This is a genomic window from Rhizobium glycinendophyticum, assembly GCF_006443685.1.
In the GTDB taxonomy this organism is placed as follows: Bacteria; Pseudomonadota; Alphaproteobacteria; order Rhizobiales; family Rhizobiaceae; genus Allorhizobium; species Allorhizobium glycinendophyticum.
Window position 1 is genome coordinate 1 of sequence record NZ_VFYP01000001.1, and the last position, 17,315, is coordinate 17,315.

A 17,315-nucleotide genomic window follows, 5' to 3' on the forward strand; every position below is an offset into this window, starting at 1 on the left:
CGCGGGGTGGAGCAGCCCGGTAGCTCGTCAGGCTCATAACCTGAAGGCCGCAGGTTCAAATCCTGCCCCCGCAACCAAACAATCTTCAATACACTCCCAATTGCACGACACACTTCGAAGCTCCTCCGCGTAAGCCGCCAGGAGCTCTTTGCGTTTCTCCCGCGAGAGAAACAAAGTCCATCGAATACACCTCACCTCCTCTTGCGCTGCTCATCTGAGCGCAAAGACTTTCATGGGCTCATCCACTCCCCGCAGTTCGTATGCCCCAAGGTTCTCCACGAACTGTTCGATATGCGCCATAGAAACGAAGTCTTCCGAGAAAAGAACCGGATGGTGAACGGTCTTTGTCAGGGATTCGAGCCGGGACGCGATGTTGACGGCCGGGCCGATGACGGTGAAATCGAGGCGGCGCTTCGAGCCGATGTTTCCGTACATCACGTCACCGACATGAACGCCCACGCCGCATTCGACCGAAGGTCGTCCGAGGGCGGTATTGCGATCGTTGAGCGAAGAGAGGGCGAAGCGCGCCTCCAACACCGCCTGAAAAGTGTTTGCAAGAGCATCCTTTTTCTCCAGCGGAAAAACGGCAAGCAGCCCGTCTCCCATGAACTTGAGGATCTCGCCACCATTACGGTCGATCGGCTCGGCAATCGCGTCGAAATAGGCATTCAGCAACTCGATCACGTCGTCGCGTGGCCAGGCGTTGGTGATCGCGGTAAAGCCCCGGATGTCGAAGATCAGCACGGCGGCCGACAGCGTCACGCCACTCCCGCGGGTGGTCGCCCCGGCCAGAATTTCTTCACTAGCATGCGGTCCGACATAGGTCTGAAGCAGTGTGCGTGCCAAAGCATTCTTGATACGGACTTCGCTGACGAGGGCGAGGATTGGAACCAGCCCCCGAAGGACTGCGATATCGTGATCGCTAAAGCCGTCCGACTCGGCGGTCGCGAAAGTCACCACATGCCGTTTCTGCAGCGTGTGCTGCAGCGGCCAGGCGACGTAATCGGTCAATCCCTCGTTTCGCAGCTCTTCAAAAAGAGGATAAGGTCGCGCTGGATTGTCCACGAGCAGGTTCTGGCGCACCTCTTCGGCCCCCGCGGTCAGTTCGAACATCGGGCTCGACAGAAAAACGGGAGACTGCTCGGTGCCGTATTCGAATGTCGTGATGCGGGCTTCCCGCAGCCCGGGCAGCCATTCGATCCGGGCGCCGAGCCATTGCGGGTTGTTGATGCGAAAGTGCAAAGTGGCGCGCGCGACTGGCACAGCCGCAAGGTTCAAGCGCTCGCACAGCTCGACGAAAATGTTATCGATGAACCTCTCTTGATAGGTTTCATTGAGCATCCATTCCCGCAATGCCCTTGCCAGGGCCGGCTCGCCGATCGGCGCTTGTTGATCTAACATGACGTAACCATTTACTGAGCGTTTCTAGAAACACGACTCGCCATAGGCGCCGCCATGCAATAGCGTTCACCGGCGATAAGTTGCCGGAACGCCCATGTAGAGTGAGTGACTGTGTCGTCTTCACGGCCTTCACTCAAGCCCCAACCACGCCGAAGTTCCTCGACGCAGTCCTGCCCAGCGTCTTTTGACAATGCACGGTGCCACCTTTAAAATCGAGGTCGCGTTCCTCTCAGGTACAGCTTCTTTATGGAAAAAAGTCTCCCCCGCTACATCTGGAAGCATACCTGGCGCCAGCAAGTCGTTATCCTCGTGATCGTCGCTCTGTCGATGATCCCCTACTTCTTCTCCCTGGATCTGCCAAAACAAATCATCAACGGCCCCATTCAGGGCGATGGCTTCGCCGCGCCGGATGCGGTGCAACCCTTCTTCGAAGTGGGCTTCGATATGCCTCTCGTGGGACGGGTTGAGCTTTACGCTGGTTACCCGCTAAATCGGCTGTCGATGCTGATGGCGCTCAGTCTCGAATTTCTCGCCCTCGTGATCATTAACAATGGCTTCAAATACGTCATCAACACCTACAAGGGGAGGTTGGGAGAGCGCCTGCTGCGCCGTATTCGATTCCAGCTGATTGACCGGGTGCTACGCTTCCCGCCCAATTATTTCAAGCGGACGAAAAGCAGCGAAGTCGCCACGATGATCAAGGACGAGGTGGAGCCGCTCGGGGGCTATGCCGGCGATGCATTCGTCGCGCCTGCCATGCTGGGCGGGCAGATCGTGGCCGCTCTCGGCTTCATTCTCGCCCAAAGTCTTTGGCTCGGCATGATAGCGGTCTTCATGGCGATGCTCCAGCTCGGGATCATTCCGCGTATGCGCCGCCGGCTGATCCGCCTCGGGCGCGAGCGGCAGCTTACGGCACGCCGGCTCGCGGGGCGCGTCGGGGAAATGGTTGAAGGCATCTCCACCATCCACGCCTATGACACCTCGAACTACGAGCGGGCGGACATGGCGCATCGGCTGGGCGAGATCTTCGCCATCCGCTACGATCTCTACCAGTGGAAGTTCATGGTGAAGTTCATCAACAACTTCCTCGCCCAGGTGACACCCTTCCTGTTTTATTCGATCGGCGGTTACCTGACGCTCAAGGGCACGTTGGACGTAGGCCAGCTTGTGGCTGTCATCAACGCCTACAAGGACCTGCCCGGTCCGTTGAAGGACCTGATCGACTGGGATCAGGGGCGCCAAGACGTGCAGGTGAAATTCGAACAGGTTGTCGAGCAGTTCCAGTCCGATGCCATTCTGCCCGAAGAGGTTCAGGCAGTCTATGAAGGTCACCCTCCTGCCCTTCCCGGAACCATTGCCATTACCAATCTCGCGGTGCACGACGACAGTGGCGGACGCCTTGTGCATGACGTTTCGCTGGAGCTCGGTGCCGGTGAGGTGGTGGCCTTTCTCGACGTTAATGGTACGGCGGCAGTCGCCGTCGCCGAGGCACTCGGGCGCGCCGTGCGTCCCGCAGCCGGACGCATATCGGTCGGGGATACTAATCTCCTCGATCTGCCGGAATCGGTCAGCGGCCGGCGCATCAGCTATGTCTCCGCAGAAACCTACTTCTTCCACGGCAGCCTGAGGGACAATCTGCTCTATGGCCTCAAGCACGCACCCCTGCGCCCGTTCGAGCGCGGCGGGAAGGCTGCCACGGTCCGCCGCTGGGAAATCAAGGAAGCGCGACTGGCAGGCAATGTCGACTTCGACATTCACGGAGAATGGATCGGCGGCACTTCGAACGCGGTTGCCGACCGGGAGACTCAAAACGCGTGGATGCTGGAAGCGCTGGATACGGTGCTGCTCACGGATGACGTGTTCGATCTCGGCCTGCGCAGCGTCATCGACCCGCAATGGAACGAGAAGCTTGCGCGCTTCGCCGTCGAAGCCCGACAGACATTGCGGGACCGATTGGACGAGCTGAAACTGCCGCAGCTGGTCGAGCCCTTCGACTTTGACAGCTACAACAGCGAAGCGACGATAGCGGAAAACCTTCTCTTCGGCACCGTGATTGGTGGCGACGATGCCGCGCGCAGGATCGTTTCCAGCGGTTATTTCCGATCGGTCCTCATCGAAAACGGGCTCTCCGAACAGCTGTTCGACGCGGGCCGGAAGATCGTGTCCACCATGGTCGAGTTGTTCGGAGAAGACCAGCAGAGCAATTCGTTGATGCCTGAGCTTCCCTTCATGGAGGGTCGGGAAATCCCGGATCTTAGCCGCGTATCGAAGGAGGTCGAGGGGAAACGCCTGGATCAGACCAACGAGGAACTTCGGCGCATCCTTTTCCTGACGGCATTCGCCTATGTCGAGAGCCGCTACCGCTTCGGCATCCTGAACGACGAGATCAGAGCGAAGATCGTCAAGGCGCGCCATGCCTTCTATGCCAATCTGCCAAGGGAACTGCAGTCGCTCATCGCCCGCTTCAACAGGGATGAGTATCAATCATCCGCTACGCTCCTGGACAACATCGTCTTCGGCAAGATCAGCAGAACCTATGCAGACTCCCACGAGCGGATTAAATCGCAGCTGGTCACTCTGGCAAAGGAACACGGGGCCTATCCGGATGTTCTGGAAGCAGGCTTGAGCTTCGATTTGGGCCCCGGTGGAAAGAGACTGACGATGTTGCAGCGTCAAAAGCTGAATGTCGCCAGAGCAGTTATTCGTCATGCCGATTACTGCATCCTCAATCAGCCGCTACCGGGGCTAAATCCGCGCTTGCAAGCCCAGTTGGTACAAAATGTTATCTCTTTCTTGCGAAAGAATACCGACGGGTGCACAATCGTTTGGGTTCTATCGAACCCGACATTATGTTCTTATTTCGAACGTGTCGTAATATTCGACAATGGCGATGTTATAGCGAACGGAAGCTATGAAGAGATCATTGACGAAGACAGTGTGGTGAAAGAGTTGATCGCTCGGTGAAGTCGAGGCCAGGTGCCTCTATGGAGATGTGAAATGGTCCTTGATGACGAGGTAAGGTGCTTAAGCTCACTGCCTTTCTTTGCATCCGCCAGTCCTTCCAAGTTGAAGCTCTTGGCTTTCAACTCGGATCGAGTGCGCTTCACGCCCGGCCAGGAACTCTTTCATGAGGGTGATCCTGGAGATGCGGCTTATGTGATTTTAAGCGGCTCTGTTGACATAACTGTCGAAACCCCCAGAGGTCTGGTCAGCGTGGCTAAAGCCGAGAAAAATTCGATCGTCGGCGAAATCGCCCTCCTGAGCGACGGATATCGAACGGCAACCGTAAGCGCACTGACGCCCCTTGAGACGCTGCGGATCGACAAGCAGACCTTTCTGAAAATGATGGCGGATTGCCCGAGCTTGATGTTCTCCGTCTTGAAGGTATTGGCGACCCGCCTCACGACAACCACCTCGGAATTGGCAAAGCACAAGGGACGCGCCGAATTTGCCTGATTGCATCAGGTGGTCGAAGCGACTCCAGGGGACGATATGAACGCAGTCGTATCTGGGGGATCGAGCGAGAGGCCGACACCGATCAGTGTCACTGTGTGGGGATCACGTGGATCCACTCCCATGGCCGGCGAGGCATATAATCTCTACGGCGGCAACACAATCTGTATCGAAGTTTGCTGCGGGAGTGACGTGCTTCTGTTTGACGCCGGGACCGGGATAATTCCAGCCGGCGTAGACCTTTTGTCCCGAGCCGTGAAGACTATCAGCCTCTTTCTCACACACAGTCATTACGATCACATTCAGGGGTTGCCCTTCTTCGCTCCTCTGCATAAGCCAGATACGACAGTTGCAATCGCTTCAGCCCATCTAGAGGGAGTGATGACGACGCACGACGTCATCAAAGGTGTCATGCGTCCCCCGTATTTTCCGGTCGGCCCGGATATCTTCAAGGCGAAGGTGCATTACCGCGACTTCCTGCCTGGCGATGTGCTCGAACCCGGAGCCGGAATTACAATGCGAACCGGTCGATTGCAGCATCCGGGTGGATCGACCGGTTACCGGATCGAATATGCCGGCCGAGTCGTGGCGATCGTCACGGACACGGAACACACACCTGGTGAGCTGGACGAGAAGGTTCTCAAGCTGATCGAGGGTGCCGATCTCTTCCTATACGACAGCGCCTACTGTGACGAGGAAATGGCGAAATATCAGGGCTTTGGCCACTCGTCATGGCAACATGCGATCCGGCTCGCGGAGGCGGCCAATGTGAAGGCTATCGGCTTGATGCATCATTCCCCCTTCCATACCGATCAGGATCTTGCACGGATCGCAAGGCTTGCGGCGGAACGATTTTCCGGGGCGCAGGTGGTCAAAGACGGGCAAGTTTTCGGCGTCTGAGACCAGCAGACATTTCTTTGACTTTGGGCGTAGGCTACGACGTGCCCGTCCCTCCAGAAGGTACTTTTAGTGAATCCGAAGCCGCATGGGCGTCCGTTCCTGAGTGAAAAAGCGGCAGTGCGGCTGAGGATCGTGACCGGCCTGATCATGTTCACTTTCGTGACCATGCATTTTCTCAACCACGCTTTGCTGCTGATCTCCGAGGAACTCGCGGAAAAGGCCTTGGTCTATTTCAGAGCAATTTGGCGCAATCCTGCATGTGCAATACTGCTTTACGGGTCGCTTACCCTCCATTTCCTCCTTGCACTTCGAACACTTTACCTCCGCCGATTGATAGGACTGCGGCAAGCCACGATCGTACAGGTCGTTTTCGGTTTGTCTCTGCCGCTTCTGATTGCCCAACACGTGATATGGGCGCGTCTCCCCGTTGTGTTCAACGGAGTTGATCCCGACTATATCGGCGTGGTCAGAGCCATGTGGCAGAATGGCTTGCTTGGCCTGAAAATGGCGGCGGCCGCTATCATGGCTTGGGTGCACGGATGCCTGGGTCTCTACGCGGCGCTCAGCTATCGGGATTGGTTCCGGCGCTACGCCCAGATCCTCTTTGCAGTTGCGATCATTGTCCCGACGCTAGCCTTGGGTGGCGTTCTCGTTACGGGACAAAGGCTTCCACCAGCGAATGCCGTCGGCGTTGAGGAACTGGCGCTTCCTCCAAGTGAGTATCATGGTACCTGGCTTGCGGCTGCGCCAAATGCCGATATCGCAGCCATCGAACGACAGTTCTATCTTGCCTTGGCGGGGGCAGCCGGGTTGGTCCTGCTGCTTCGCGCCGTTCGATATTTCCGGCACCGAGAGTCGCATATCCTGATTACCTATTCGCATGGTGCACTCGTGCATGTTCCCAAAGGAACCAGCGTTCTGGAGGCAAGCCGGATTGGCCATATCGACCATTACTCAGTATGCGGCGGAAAAGGCCGTTGCTCCACATGCCGCGTCAGGGTTCTGGAAAGCCAAGGTCCATTGCCCGCGCCACACGCTCTGGAACTGGCCACGCTGGCGCGGATCAAGGCCTCGCCCGATACCCGGCTGAGCTGCCAGTTGCGGCCGAATTTCGATCTGCATGTGGCGCTGCAACTTGAGCCCCCTGAAGGTGGGGACCAGTTCTCCAGCCTGACCAACCTTGAGGTCGGTCGCGAGAAAGATGTCCTCGTGATGTTTGCAGATCTCCGGAATTTCACCACCATTGCCGAAGGGCGCCTGCCCTACGACATCGTTTTCCTGCTCAATTCCTATTTTTCAATCCTTGTGCCCGCTATTGAGGCCGCCGGCGGGCGAGTCGACAAGTATATAGGGGATGGGGTCATGGCCATCTTCGAAATCGGTGAGAACGGCCTAAGGGATGCGTGCCGCCGGGCTCTGGGTGCTGCAGCCAATATCATCGCAGAGACGCAGAAGCTGAACAGCCAGCTGGTGCAGGAATTTGGCATCGATCTGGAGGTCGCAATCGGCATCCATTACGGTCCCGCAATCCTCGGCATGGTCGGTTATGGCAAGGGTGCCTCGCTCACGGCGATCGGCGACACGGTCAATGTGGCGAGCCGGCTTGAGACAGCCGCCAAGCAATTCAACGTCGCCCTTGCGGTGTCGGAGACTGTAATGCTGTTGGCAGAACTTCCCCGCGAAGGTGTGACGACCCGGCGTTTGCCCTTGAGAGGGCGGCGTCTCGAAATGACCGTGCTTCTCTTCTCCCCGGAACAGGCGCAGCGGTATCTTTGAGAGTGCCGGTGTCCCGTATTTCGGCGGACGGATCATCTGTGAGGCGTTACCGCAGAAGCTCAAGGACGATCTTGGCGCTTATCCAGGCACGCCCGAACGAAGCGGGCTGTATCCGCCGCTCCATCGAGCGAGATCGGCAGATGTTCGGGAACCACAAGTTCCTTGGCTGCAAGGATAGCTTCTGCCATGGCTTTTCCGGTGAGCCCCTCTTCCGATACGACACGTGCGAGACCAAGGGTCTGAAGCTTCTCGGCCCGAACGCCCTGCTCGGTCTCTCCGCCGGCTGCGAACGGCACGAGCAAGGCGCGGCACCGGGCGACGAGCAGGTCGCATACTGTGTTATATCCCGCCTGCGAAATCGAAAGCTTGGCCCCTGGCAGAAGGTTCGGGAAGTCCGGCCGGAAGCGGAAGAGGGAGACGTTTTCTCCCGCGCATGCTTCAAAACGATCATAGTCGGCCTGAGGAAGGTTCGGCCCTGTGATAACGCACCAGGAGGATCCGTCGTCGAGCAGCTTACGGGCCTCAAGCGCTGCACCGATGAGAAGTGAGCCCACGGCGCCGCCGCCTGCCGATATAACGGTGTCGAACCGGTCATGAGAGGGTTCCGGCGCGGGGGGGGCCACGAGACCAGTATAGTGCACCCGATCGGCGATTTCCGGCGTGAGAGCGAAGGTCTCTTCCAGTCGCACGAACTCCGGCGCACCGTGCACTAAGACACCATTGAAGTGCGCCCTGATCAGATCGACAGTCTCGCGGTCACGGCCCGGCTTGCGGTTTTCCTGCAGGATGTCCCTGATGGAGCTGAAGAGCAGCGGACGCGGTTTGGCTGCCTCGATCGCCTCAATGAGGGGTAGAAGTTCGAACCGGACCTGCCGGCGCCCGAATGGAAACGCTTCCAGGATGACCACATCCGGGCGGGCCGCATGAAATGCTTCCAGCAATCTTGCTGTCCGTGCCTGTTCGAACGCGGCATCCACCGGGTAGCCATCGAGATCGGAGAGCGCCGAGAATCCGTTGTTGGAGGCAACTACCGCAGGCAGCTGCACATGCCGGATGCCCTCTCCCGGGAAACCTGCGACAGGTGCACCGCCGGTAGCCAGCGTGACGTCAAAGCCGGCCTCCACAAGGGCGCGGGATATGCGGCTGGCACGGGCGAGGTGACCTATGCCCAGCAGGTGCTGCACGTAGAAAAAGACCTTTCCAGCCGCGCTGCGGTCTGCGTTATGCGATCCAGTCATTCGTCGTTTCTCTGGGCCCAGGATGCTCGGAACAGTCGGCTGAGATCTCGGATGCTGTCATGATAGTCGAAATCGCGCCGGACCCGGTCCTCTGCCGCAGCCCCCAGCCGGTGTCGGAGTGCTGGATCCGTGATCGCCCTATGGAATGAGACCGACAGCGCCTCTGCATTGTCGGGGCCCACAAGCAGCGCATTCTCGTCATCGCGAAACAGTTCTGAAATACCGGATACAGTGGTCGACACCGCCATCAGTCGTTGGCTTGCCGCCTCCACCAGCACATTCGGCAGACCATCTCGGTCACCATCCGCCGTGATGCGGCAGGCCAGTGTGAAGAGATCCGCCTGCCGGTATTGCGTTAGCACGTCGCGCTGATCCATCGAGCCCATCCAAACGATCCTGTCGGCGATGTGAAGTTCTTCTGCGAGTGTCTTTAGGCCGGGCAGTTCCTCGCCGCCCCCGATATGCGTGAAGCGCCAGTTGAGCTCAGACGGCAGCTTGGCGAGCGCTTTGAGGACGGTGTCGTATCCCTTCTTCTTCACCGCCCGTCCTACGCTGAGGATGCGGACAGGATCCGCCGGGTCTTTGCCGTCACGCAGTGATCGCTCACCGTCAAAATGCGGGAAACGCTCCAGATCAAGCCCGTGATAGCTCAGGTTCACGTTCCCGCGTCCACCGGCGAGGCTATTGAGCTTGTCGTAGCCCACCGCCGTGCAGGTGACCGCCCAATCCGCCCGCTCCAGTTTCTCCGCGAGGTCCCAATCTTTCGAGGTCCAGATATCCTTGGCGTGTGCCGAGACCGTCCAGGGAATGCCGCTGATCTGGCTGGCATAGCTCGCTACGGAAGCAGGCGTGTGGATGAAGTGGACGTGAAGCCACTGCGCATCCTGCGGCCACTCGGCCACGAGAACCGCGGCCTGCCCAAAACGACGGACACGGTTACGGGACATGTCCCGCCGGAAGTCCCGCCAGAATTGCTTCAGGGCGGCGCCGAAGCCGGGGAACGTTCGGATTTGCCAGATCGCCTTCAGAACGCGAATTGGCTCCTCGTGCAGATATTCCGGCAGATAGTCGACGCTCGCGCGGATCTCATCATGAACCGGATGGCGCTTCTTGTCGGTCGGCCTGCGCATCGCAACAAGGGCGAGCTCGAACCCTGCTTTCTCAAGTCCGAGAAGTTCCTGGGCGATGAAGGTCTCCGAAAGACGCGGATACCCTTTGAGAAGCACCAGGATTTTTCTGTTCGCGATCATCGATCATCCCTGCGCGGAGAGAAGCGACAGGTTCTTCTTGTCGGTCAGATGCTGGTCCACGATCTTGGAGATCGTCGGCAAACCTTCGAGGTGCAAAGCTGCTGGGCTCGCGGACGGAGGATCGCGCAGCAGCAGTTCCTTGAGCGCATTGGCAAATCGCTGGCTGTCCGCCGCCTCCTGGGGTGGCAGCATGCTGACGAGGCCGAGCTCCGCTGCGCGACGCGCCCGGATCAACTGCTCCAGGCGTGGCTGGGTGCGAGGCACAATCAGGGCCGGCTTGTCGAATGACAAGATCTCGCAATAGGTATTGTAGCCGCCCATCGCAACGACGGCGCGCGCGCCGGCGATCCTGTCTTCCATCCGATTGTCGAACTCGATGATCTCGATGCGCGGATCGTCCGCTGCATGATCCATGAACTGCTGACGCTGCTCGTTGGGCATATAAGGCCCCAGCACGATCATCGCCTTGATCGTCAGCGTCGGATCCGCCTTGTAAGCAGCAATCACGTCTCGAACCAGATCGGAGCCGTCTCCACCGCCACCCGTGGTCACAATAAGGTATTCGCCAGCCTCCGACGAACGTGTGACAGATGCCTTGCGTTGCAGGAAGCCGACAAAATTCATTTTCTCGCGTACACTGTCGGGCACGTCGAGCCCGGTCAGTGGATCATAGAAGTCTGGAGGACCGTAGACCCAGATATCATCATAGAGCATGCCGATCTTGTGCATGGTGTCATTGCGCTTCCACTCGACGTCGAGCAGGTGGGGCGCGTCCATGACTTCTCTCAGACCGAGAACGAGCGTGGTGCCGCGTCCCTTCAGAAAGTGAAGGGTATCTTCCACCTCGCCGCGCAAGCCGAGCGGTTCCTTGTCGATAATGAAAATGTCCGGCTCGAACGTTTCCGCCGTATTGCGAATGATCGATCGGCGCATGGCGATGGTTTCCGCCACGTTGATATGCTGGTCCATAGACGTGTATTCGCCGTTGCGCAGCTTGATGACGCTGGGGATTTTGACGAAATCGACACGCGCGCGGTATTCGAACGCCCCGGCAATCGTTGCGCCGGAGATGATCAGAACCTGCAGGCTGCTATAATCTTCGACCAGAGAATGCGCGATCGTCCGGCATCGACGCAGGTGTCCCAGGCCGAACGTATCGTGGCTGTACATAAGGATGCGAGCTTTACGCGAACGTCCCGTCGTCATCAGATAACCTCACTGCGAAATCGCGGACGTCTTTCGGCGCTGTCGTGCCTCATCCAGGGTGTATTTGGGTCAATTATATGGATCGGCGGCATCTCTCAGGCCATCTCCCAGAAAGTTGAAAGCCAGGATGACAACGATGACCGGGATTACCGGGAAAAGCAGCCACGGGTAAAGGGCAACAACGTTCACAGTTCGTGCTTCCGTCAGCAAAACCCCCCAGCTCGTGATCGGGGGCCTGAGACCGAGACCGAGAAAGCTTAGTGTGGTTTCGCCGAGGATCATGCCCGGAATGGTCAGCGTCGCACTGGCAATCAGGTGCGACATGAAGCCCGGTACCAGGTGGCGTGCAATAATGCGCGGGCTTTTTGCCCCCATCAACTGAGCTGCCAGAACATAGTCTTCTTCCCGCAGAGCGAGCAACTTGGAGCGGACGGCACGGGCAAGGCCGGTCCAATCGAGCAGCCCGAGAATGAAGGTTATTCCCAGATAGACAACAAGCGGAGACCAGTCCGCCGGCATGATCGCCGCCATGGCAAGCCAGAGCGGAATGCTGGGTATCGACTGCAGAACTTCCGTCACGCGTTGGACTGCGAGATCGAACCAGCCTCCCCAATAACCCGCCAATCCGCCGATCACGATGCCGAGAGCAAAACTCGTCATGACCCCTAGCAGACCGATGGTCAGCGAGATCCGGGCGCCATAGAGAATGCGTGAAAGAACGTCCCGTCCAAGCCGGTCTGTTCCGAGCAGGAAGAACTCACCCTTCTCCGCCGGGCAGACAAGATGTACGTTGCCCTCGATCATCCCCCAGAAGCGATAGGCATCGCCGCGGCAGAAAAAGCGCAGCTTCTGCACGTCCGTAACGTCGTCGGTATAAATCCGTCGCAGCGTGTTCATGTCGAGGGTCATGTCGCGTCCATAGACGAAAGGACCAATGAATGCCCCGTCGTGAAAGAAGCGGACCTCTTGAGGAGGCGCATAGATGTTGTCCACGTTTCGGGTGTGGACATTGTAGGGCGCCAGGAACTCCACGATCACGATCATCAGATAGGATGAAAGCAGAAGGATGCCTGAAATCAGAGCAAGTTTGTGTCTGCGGAAGCGCCACCAGGTCAGTCTGAGCTGCGAGGCATGTCCGCTCGCCTGATCGTTGTCCACCTCGACGAGATAGGGATCGAAGGGGGCGCTGGAGACGAAATGCTGCGCGATATTGTCCGATGCCGTCCGCTCGCTCATTTGGTTCGTCCCCCCTGAAGGCGAATGCGCGGATCGAGGATCGCCAGGGCGATGTCGGATACCAGGACGCCGATGACGGTCAGGATGGCGAGGAACATCAGGAAAGAGCCGGCAAGATACATGTCCTGATTCTGCAGGGCGCGAATGAGCATCGGCCCTGTTGTCTCCAGCGACAATACGACCGCGGTAATTTCGGCACCCGAAATAATCGAAGGCAGGATAGAGCCGATGTCGGAGATGAAGAAGTTCAGCGACATGCGGAACGGATATTTCATCAGCGTACGAAACGGATGGAGGCCTTTGGCCCGGGCCGTCATGACATATTGCTTGTGCAGTTCATCCATCAGGTTCGCTCGAACCCGGCGAACCATGCCGGCGGTTCCGGCCGTGCTGATGATGAGCACCGGGATCCAGAGATGCTCAAGGATCGACTTGAACTTCGCAAGGCTCATCGGTTCGTTGATGTAGCTCGGATCCATCAGATGGCCGATGGAAGTCCCGAACCAGATATTGGCGAAATACATCATCACCAGAGCGAGGATAAAATTGGGCACCGCGATGCCCAACAAGCCAAGAAGGGTGAAGCCGTAGTCGCCCCAACTGTATTTATGTGTCGCGGAATAGATCCCGATGGGAAAAGCGATCAGCCAGGTCAGGGTGATGGTGACGGTCGAGACGAGAACTGTCAGCCACACGCGATCGCCGACCACATCGGCGACGGGCATGCGATATTCGAAAGAATACCCGAAGTCGCCCATCGCAAATTTGGTCACCCAGTCGATGTATCGGAGCGGCGCTGGTTTGTCGAAGCCGTAGCGCGCCTTGAGATCTTCGATCTCCTCCATGTCGGCTTTTTCGCCGATGGCGCGCATCTCTTCGATGTGGCTTTCGAAAAAGTCCCCGGGTGGCAATTCGATGATCGTAAAGACAAGGATCGAGATCATGATCAGGGTAGGCACCATCATGGCGATGCGCCAAAGGATGTAGCGCAACATCAGGTGTCTCCTTCGAACCAGAAGGTATCCGGCATGTAGACGCCCAGATAGGAGGTGGGGTCGAAGCCGAAAAGAGCTTGTTCTGGCACATTCCGCAATCGGCGGTTCTTCGCCACCGGCTGCAGAACGGAATTCACAATTCCAATCGTGAAGACCTGCTGCGTGAAGAGCTCAAGCATTTGGTGCCAGATCGCAGTTCGGCCTTCCAGTGTGTCGGCCAAACGCCAGCGGTGGAAGAGATCAAGCAACATCCGTGCCTCATCGGTTTCCGGCGGGCGTCCGTCACCCCCGCCGGAAAGCTCGTGCAAGCCCCAGAGCGGCCATTGGATCTGGTCATTCGAGGTGGGCGCCAATTCGCGCGGCGACATGTCGGCCGTCGGCACACCATTATCCAGTCCCCACCACAGCGCCATGATCGTCTCGCCGTTGACGATCCGCTGGCGGAACAGTTCGCGATGCGCGACATGGGTGAAGATGCGAAAGCCGATGCGCCAGAAGTAGTCCGTGACGAGCTCGAGCACGTCCGTCTCATAACTCGTTTCGGCCGTAGTTTCGATGATCAGGTTGCACAGACGACCGTCGGGCAGGAGGCGCTGCCCCCGTGGGCTTTCCCGCTTCAAACCAACCTCGTCCAGCAGGGCGTTGGCCTGGTCCGGGTCAAATGCCGCCCACGCATCCCGGTAACGTGTCTTGAATAAGGGACTATCGGGAAGCACGGTATTGGCGCTTGGTTGGCCGAGACCAAAGAAGACGGCTTTGTTGATCTCGTCGCGGTTGATCGCGAGCGACAAGGCTCGGCGAACCCGCACGTCGCGGAAAACGTTGCGCCAGACTAGGTCGGTGCAATTGAGATTGGGGATGAGGGCGGTCCGCGAGCCTTGTGTGCGCTTCCACAGGTCAACCTTGATGACCCCGCGCTCCTCCGCACCCTTGAGAAAGGTGTAATCGGAGAAATCGATATTGTTCAGCTGCAGATCGCTTTCCCCTGCGGCGGTCTTGGCCGAGATCAGGTCGCCGGACCCGACACTCAGGGTGACCGTGTCGGCATACGGTAACTGCTGACCATTCTGATCGACGCGGTGGAAATACGGATTTCGTTCAAAGACGAAGTAGCCGGAAGGGGGCGGAGTGGTATTGCGCCAGGGATCAAGCGTCGGCAGATCCGGATTTTCGGGTCGTGCCGAACGCGACATCTTCTGATGCAGCGCGACCCAGTCTTCCACACCCTGTTGCGCGACCAGCTCGGCAAGCTTCTCGGGCGTCTGGTAGCTGGGATGAAACTGCTTCAGATAGGCAGAGGGCTGCATCAGCCGAGTCGCCACGGGCGACGCCAGTTCCGCGAGGAAGTCGGGGTTTGGATCGTCCCAGCTGTAGCGCACTGTGACCGGGTCGAGCACTTCGAATACCGGTTCCTTGTCCGCGACACGCAGCACGTTCGGCATGCCACCTTTGTGGAGTTCCTTGTTGTGGAACATATCGTCCCAGACATAACGGAAATCCTCGGCCGTGAAGGGGCTGCCATCCGACCAACGATGGCCGGGGCGAAGATGCAGCGTGAAGATCCGGTCGCGCTCCACCTCGAAATCTCTAAGGATATCGGGCTGGAAGTTGAAATCCCGGTCGAAGCCAATCAGGCGACAATAGCTGTAGATCGGCATGTAACGGATGTCCCGCTGGTTGCCGACCAGAATGCGGATCTTGCCGCCCGTGCGTCCGGGCGCAAGGTCTGGCCCTTCCAGAGAGATGACGCGCGGGACCTGCGGCAGGCGCTCGCGCATCGGCGGCAGCTTACCCGCACGCACGGCATCGCGCAGTGCTTCGGGTTCATCATTGATCGCGGCTGCGAAAGCGGGGCGGGCGAGCGTCGAGGCCGCCATCAGAGCGAGGATCGAGCGACGGGTGATCATGCCTTGAGCTCCCGTGCATCGGCGGTGCTGCGGGCAAGGACAAAATGTTCGCCCCCAAGGTCTATGTGCGTGAGCACGTTCGGGTCGCCTTCGTCCAGGAACTGTCTGCCCCAGGCTCCCTTTGCTGAAATGGATGTCTCGCCTGCGCGCTCGAAGTCGATTGGCCTATCGAGATCCGGAGAGGGCACGGCTGCAATCAGCTTGCGTGTATAGGGATGGATGGGATTGCGCATGATGATGTCGCAAGGGGCAATCTCGACGATCCGGCCGGCATACATCACCGCCACGCGATCGGCCATGTAGTTCACAACTGCCAGATTGTGCGAGATGAAGATGTAGGTAAGCCCCAGTTCAGCGCGAAGATCCTTCAGGAGATTGAGAACCTGCGCCTGCACGGACACATCGAGAGCGGAAACCGGTTCGTCACAAATCAGCAGGTCGGGGCCAAGCGCAAGTGCCCGCGCAATTCCGATACGCTGCCTTTGCCCACCTGAGAAACTGTGCGGATACCGCCCGAGCGCCGACGTCGGCAGCCCGACAGATTCCACGAGTCGTTTTGACAGGGCGACTCGTTCACGGGAATCGCCATAGCCATGAATCTCCAGAGGTTCCCCGATAATGCTTCGCACCGTCATTCGCGGAGACAGCGACGAGACGGGATCCTGAAAGACCATCTGAATAGCCGACCGCAGATCCTGCAGGGCTTTGCCATCGGCTTTGAGAATGTCGACAGGACCGTCGGCGCTTTCAAAGATCGCCTGCCCATGGTCCGGGGTCACGCCCCGCATAAGAATTTTGCTGAGCGTGGTCTTGCCACACCCGCTTTCGCCGACCAGGCCCAGCGTTTCGCCACGCCGAACATCGAACGATACGTCATGCACCGCCCGTGTCGGCTTGGGCAACTTGCTGAAGAAACCGTTCGAGCCCTTGGGCTGGTAAGTCTTTGTGACGTTGCGCACGGAGAGTAGGATGTCGGACTTGCCTGCGGCGGGACGGGTGCGGGCTCCTAAAAGCCCGCCCGCGTTGACCTTGATCTCCCGCAAGGGCTTTAGTCGCTCGTCACGCGCCATGTCGAAATCGGGCACGGCCGCCATCAGCCCGCGCGTATAAGCATGCTGCGGATTGCGAAAGATCTGCTCGACGCTGCCCGATTCCATCACCTGGCCCCGATACATCACCACGACCTCGTCAGCCATGGACGCAACCACGCCAAGATCATGGGTAATGAGCAGGATCGCCATGCCGAGTTTCGATTGCAGATCCTTGAGCAGCTTGAGGATCTGCGCCTGTATCGTCACGTCCAGTGCCGTGGTTGGTTCGTCGGCGATCAGAAGAGCCGGTCGGCCGATCAGCGCCATGGCGATCATGGCGCGCTGGCGCATCCCCCCTGAGAGCTCGAAAGGATACATGTCGAAGATCCGCGTGGGGTCCTGAAAGCCCACCATCGCCAACATCTCTTCAGAGCGCTCGCGGCGCTCACGAGAGGAGAGCATAGAGTGGATCCGGAGCACTTCTTCGATCTGGTTGCCGATGGTGTGCAGCGGCGAAAACGAGGTCATCGGTTCCTGGAAGATCATGCCGATTCGATCACCGCGAATCTGTCTTATGCGGCGACCGTCGCGCGGCAGGCTGATAAGGTCGACCGGACCGTCGCCGGCGGGGTCGTTGAATACAGCCTTTCCAGAGATCCGTGCATAATCGGATTCGATGCCCAGGATCGCCCGGCCCAGCGCCGATTTGCCCGATCCCGATTCTCCCACGAGTGCGGTAACGCGCCCAGGCGCCACCCGCATGGAAAGCGAGCGTACGGCCTCGACGCTGCCGTTAATCAGTGGAAAGGAAACACTGAGCGTCTCCACGGAAAGCAAGTCAGTGCCGACGACCATGAACCAATTACGCCCCCGGGGATGCCAAAACCGTCCAAGTTTACGATCTTCTTCTCGGCTCGTTCTT

The 17,315-nt window shown here is 58.6% G+C and carries 12 protein-coding genes and 1 tRNA gene; 5 read left to right on the forward strand and 8 right to left on the reverse strand.

Features of this window, described 5'->3' with window-relative positions; genetic code table 11:
• A tRNA-Met gene (locus FJQ55_RS00005) sits at nucleotides 1-77 on the forward strand.
• Between the two features lie 133 nt (nucleotides 78-210).
• On the opposite strand, the gene FJQ55_RS00010 is transcribed toward FJQ55_RS00005, so the two are convergent.
• Entirely contained in the window at nucleotides 211-1,401 is a 1,191-nt protein-coding gene (locus FJQ55_RS00010; protein ID WP_140825713.1) for an adenylate/guanylate cyclase domain-containing protein, read from the reverse strand.
• A gap of 246 nt (nucleotides 1,402-1,647) precedes the next feature.
• Here FJQ55_RS00010 and FJQ55_RS00015 point away from each other — a divergent pair, with 246 nt between their 5' ends.
• From FJQ55_RS00015 to FJQ55_RS00030, 4 genes are all read left to right on the forward strand, one after another.
• Entirely contained in the window at nucleotides 1,648-4,365 is a 2,718-nt protein-coding gene (locus FJQ55_RS00015) for an ABC transporter transmembrane domain-containing protein (RefSeq protein WP_140825714.1), read from the forward strand.
• Between the two features lie 33 nt (nucleotides 4,366-4,398).
• Nucleotides 4,399-4,857 (forward strand): cyclic nucleotide-binding domain-containing protein, encoded by a 459-nt coding sequence (locus tag FJQ55_RS00020; protein WP_140825715.1) that lies wholly within the window; start codon nucleotides 4,399-4,401, stop codon nucleotides 4,855-4,857.
• Nucleotides 4,858-4,977: 120 nt separating this feature from the next.
• Nucleotides 4,978-5,754 (forward strand): MBL fold metallo-hydrolase, encoded by a 777-nt coding sequence (locus tag FJQ55_RS00025; RefSeq protein WP_246085105.1) that lies wholly within the window; start codon nucleotides 4,978-4,980, stop codon nucleotides 5,752-5,754.
• Between the two features lie 117 nt (nucleotides 5,755-5,871).
• Entirely contained in the window at nucleotides 5,872-7,530 is a 1,659-nt protein-coding gene (locus FJQ55_RS00030) for an adenylate/guanylate cyclase domain-containing protein (protein WP_161596928.1), read from the forward strand.
• A gap of 59 nt (nucleotides 7,531-7,589) precedes the next feature.
• On the opposite strand, the gene FJQ55_RS00035 is transcribed toward FJQ55_RS00030, so the two are convergent.
• The 7 genes from FJQ55_RS00035 to FJQ55_RS00065 all read right to left on the reverse strand — a co-directional run bounded on the left by FJQ55_RS00035 (nucleotide 7,590) and on the right by FJQ55_RS00065 (nucleotide 17,248).
• A complete protein-coding gene (locus FJQ55_RS00035) occupies nucleotides 7,590-8,768 on the reverse strand; it encodes a glycosyltransferase family protein (RefSeq protein WP_140825717.1) in 1,179 nt (392 codons plus the stop codon).
• Complete coding sequence (locus tag FJQ55_RS00040; RefSeq protein ID WP_140825718.1) at nucleotides 8,765-10,018, reverse strand: glycosyltransferase; 1,254 nt, start codon at nucleotides 10,016-10,018, stop codon at nucleotides 8,765-8,767. Before FJQ55_RS00040 ends, FJQ55_RS00035 begins: the two co-directional genes overlap by 4 nt.
• Before the next feature lie 3 nt (nucleotides 10,019-10,021).
• Nucleotides 10,022-11,224: a glycosyltransferase family protein gene (locus FJQ55_RS00045; RefSeq protein ID WP_140825719.1), complete on the reverse strand. Its 1,203-nt coding sequence runs from the start codon at nucleotides 11,222-11,224 to the stop codon at nucleotides 10,022-10,024.
• Nucleotides 11,225-11,293: 69 nt separating this feature from the next.
• Nucleotides 11,294-12,460, reverse strand: a complete 1,167-nt coding sequence (locus tag FJQ55_RS00050; protein WP_140825720.1) for an ABC transporter permease — start codon at nucleotides 12,458-12,460, stop codon at nucleotides 11,294-11,296.
• On the reverse strand, nucleotides 12,457-13,455 hold the full coding sequence (locus FJQ55_RS00055; protein ID WP_062277742.1) for an ABC transporter permease: 999 nt from the start codon (nucleotides 13,453-13,455) through the stop codon (nucleotides 12,457-12,459). Before FJQ55_RS00055 ends, FJQ55_RS00050 begins: the two co-directional genes overlap by 4 nt.
• The gene (locus tag FJQ55_RS00060) at nucleotides 13,455-15,362 is read right to left on the reverse strand and encodes an ABC transporter substrate-binding protein (protein ID WP_140825721.1); all 1,908 of its coding nucleotides are present in this window, start codon (nucleotides 15,360-15,362) and stop codon (nucleotides 13,455-13,457) included. Before FJQ55_RS00060 ends, FJQ55_RS00055 begins: the two co-directional genes overlap by 1 nt.
• Nucleotides 15,359-17,248 (reverse strand): ABC transporter ATP-binding protein, encoded by a 1,890-nt coding sequence (locus tag FJQ55_RS00065; protein WP_140825722.1) that lies wholly within the window; start codon nucleotides 17,246-17,248, stop codon nucleotides 15,359-15,361. Before FJQ55_RS00065 ends, FJQ55_RS00060 begins: the two co-directional genes overlap by 4 nt.
• Nucleotides 17,249-17,315: the final 67 nt, after the last annotated feature.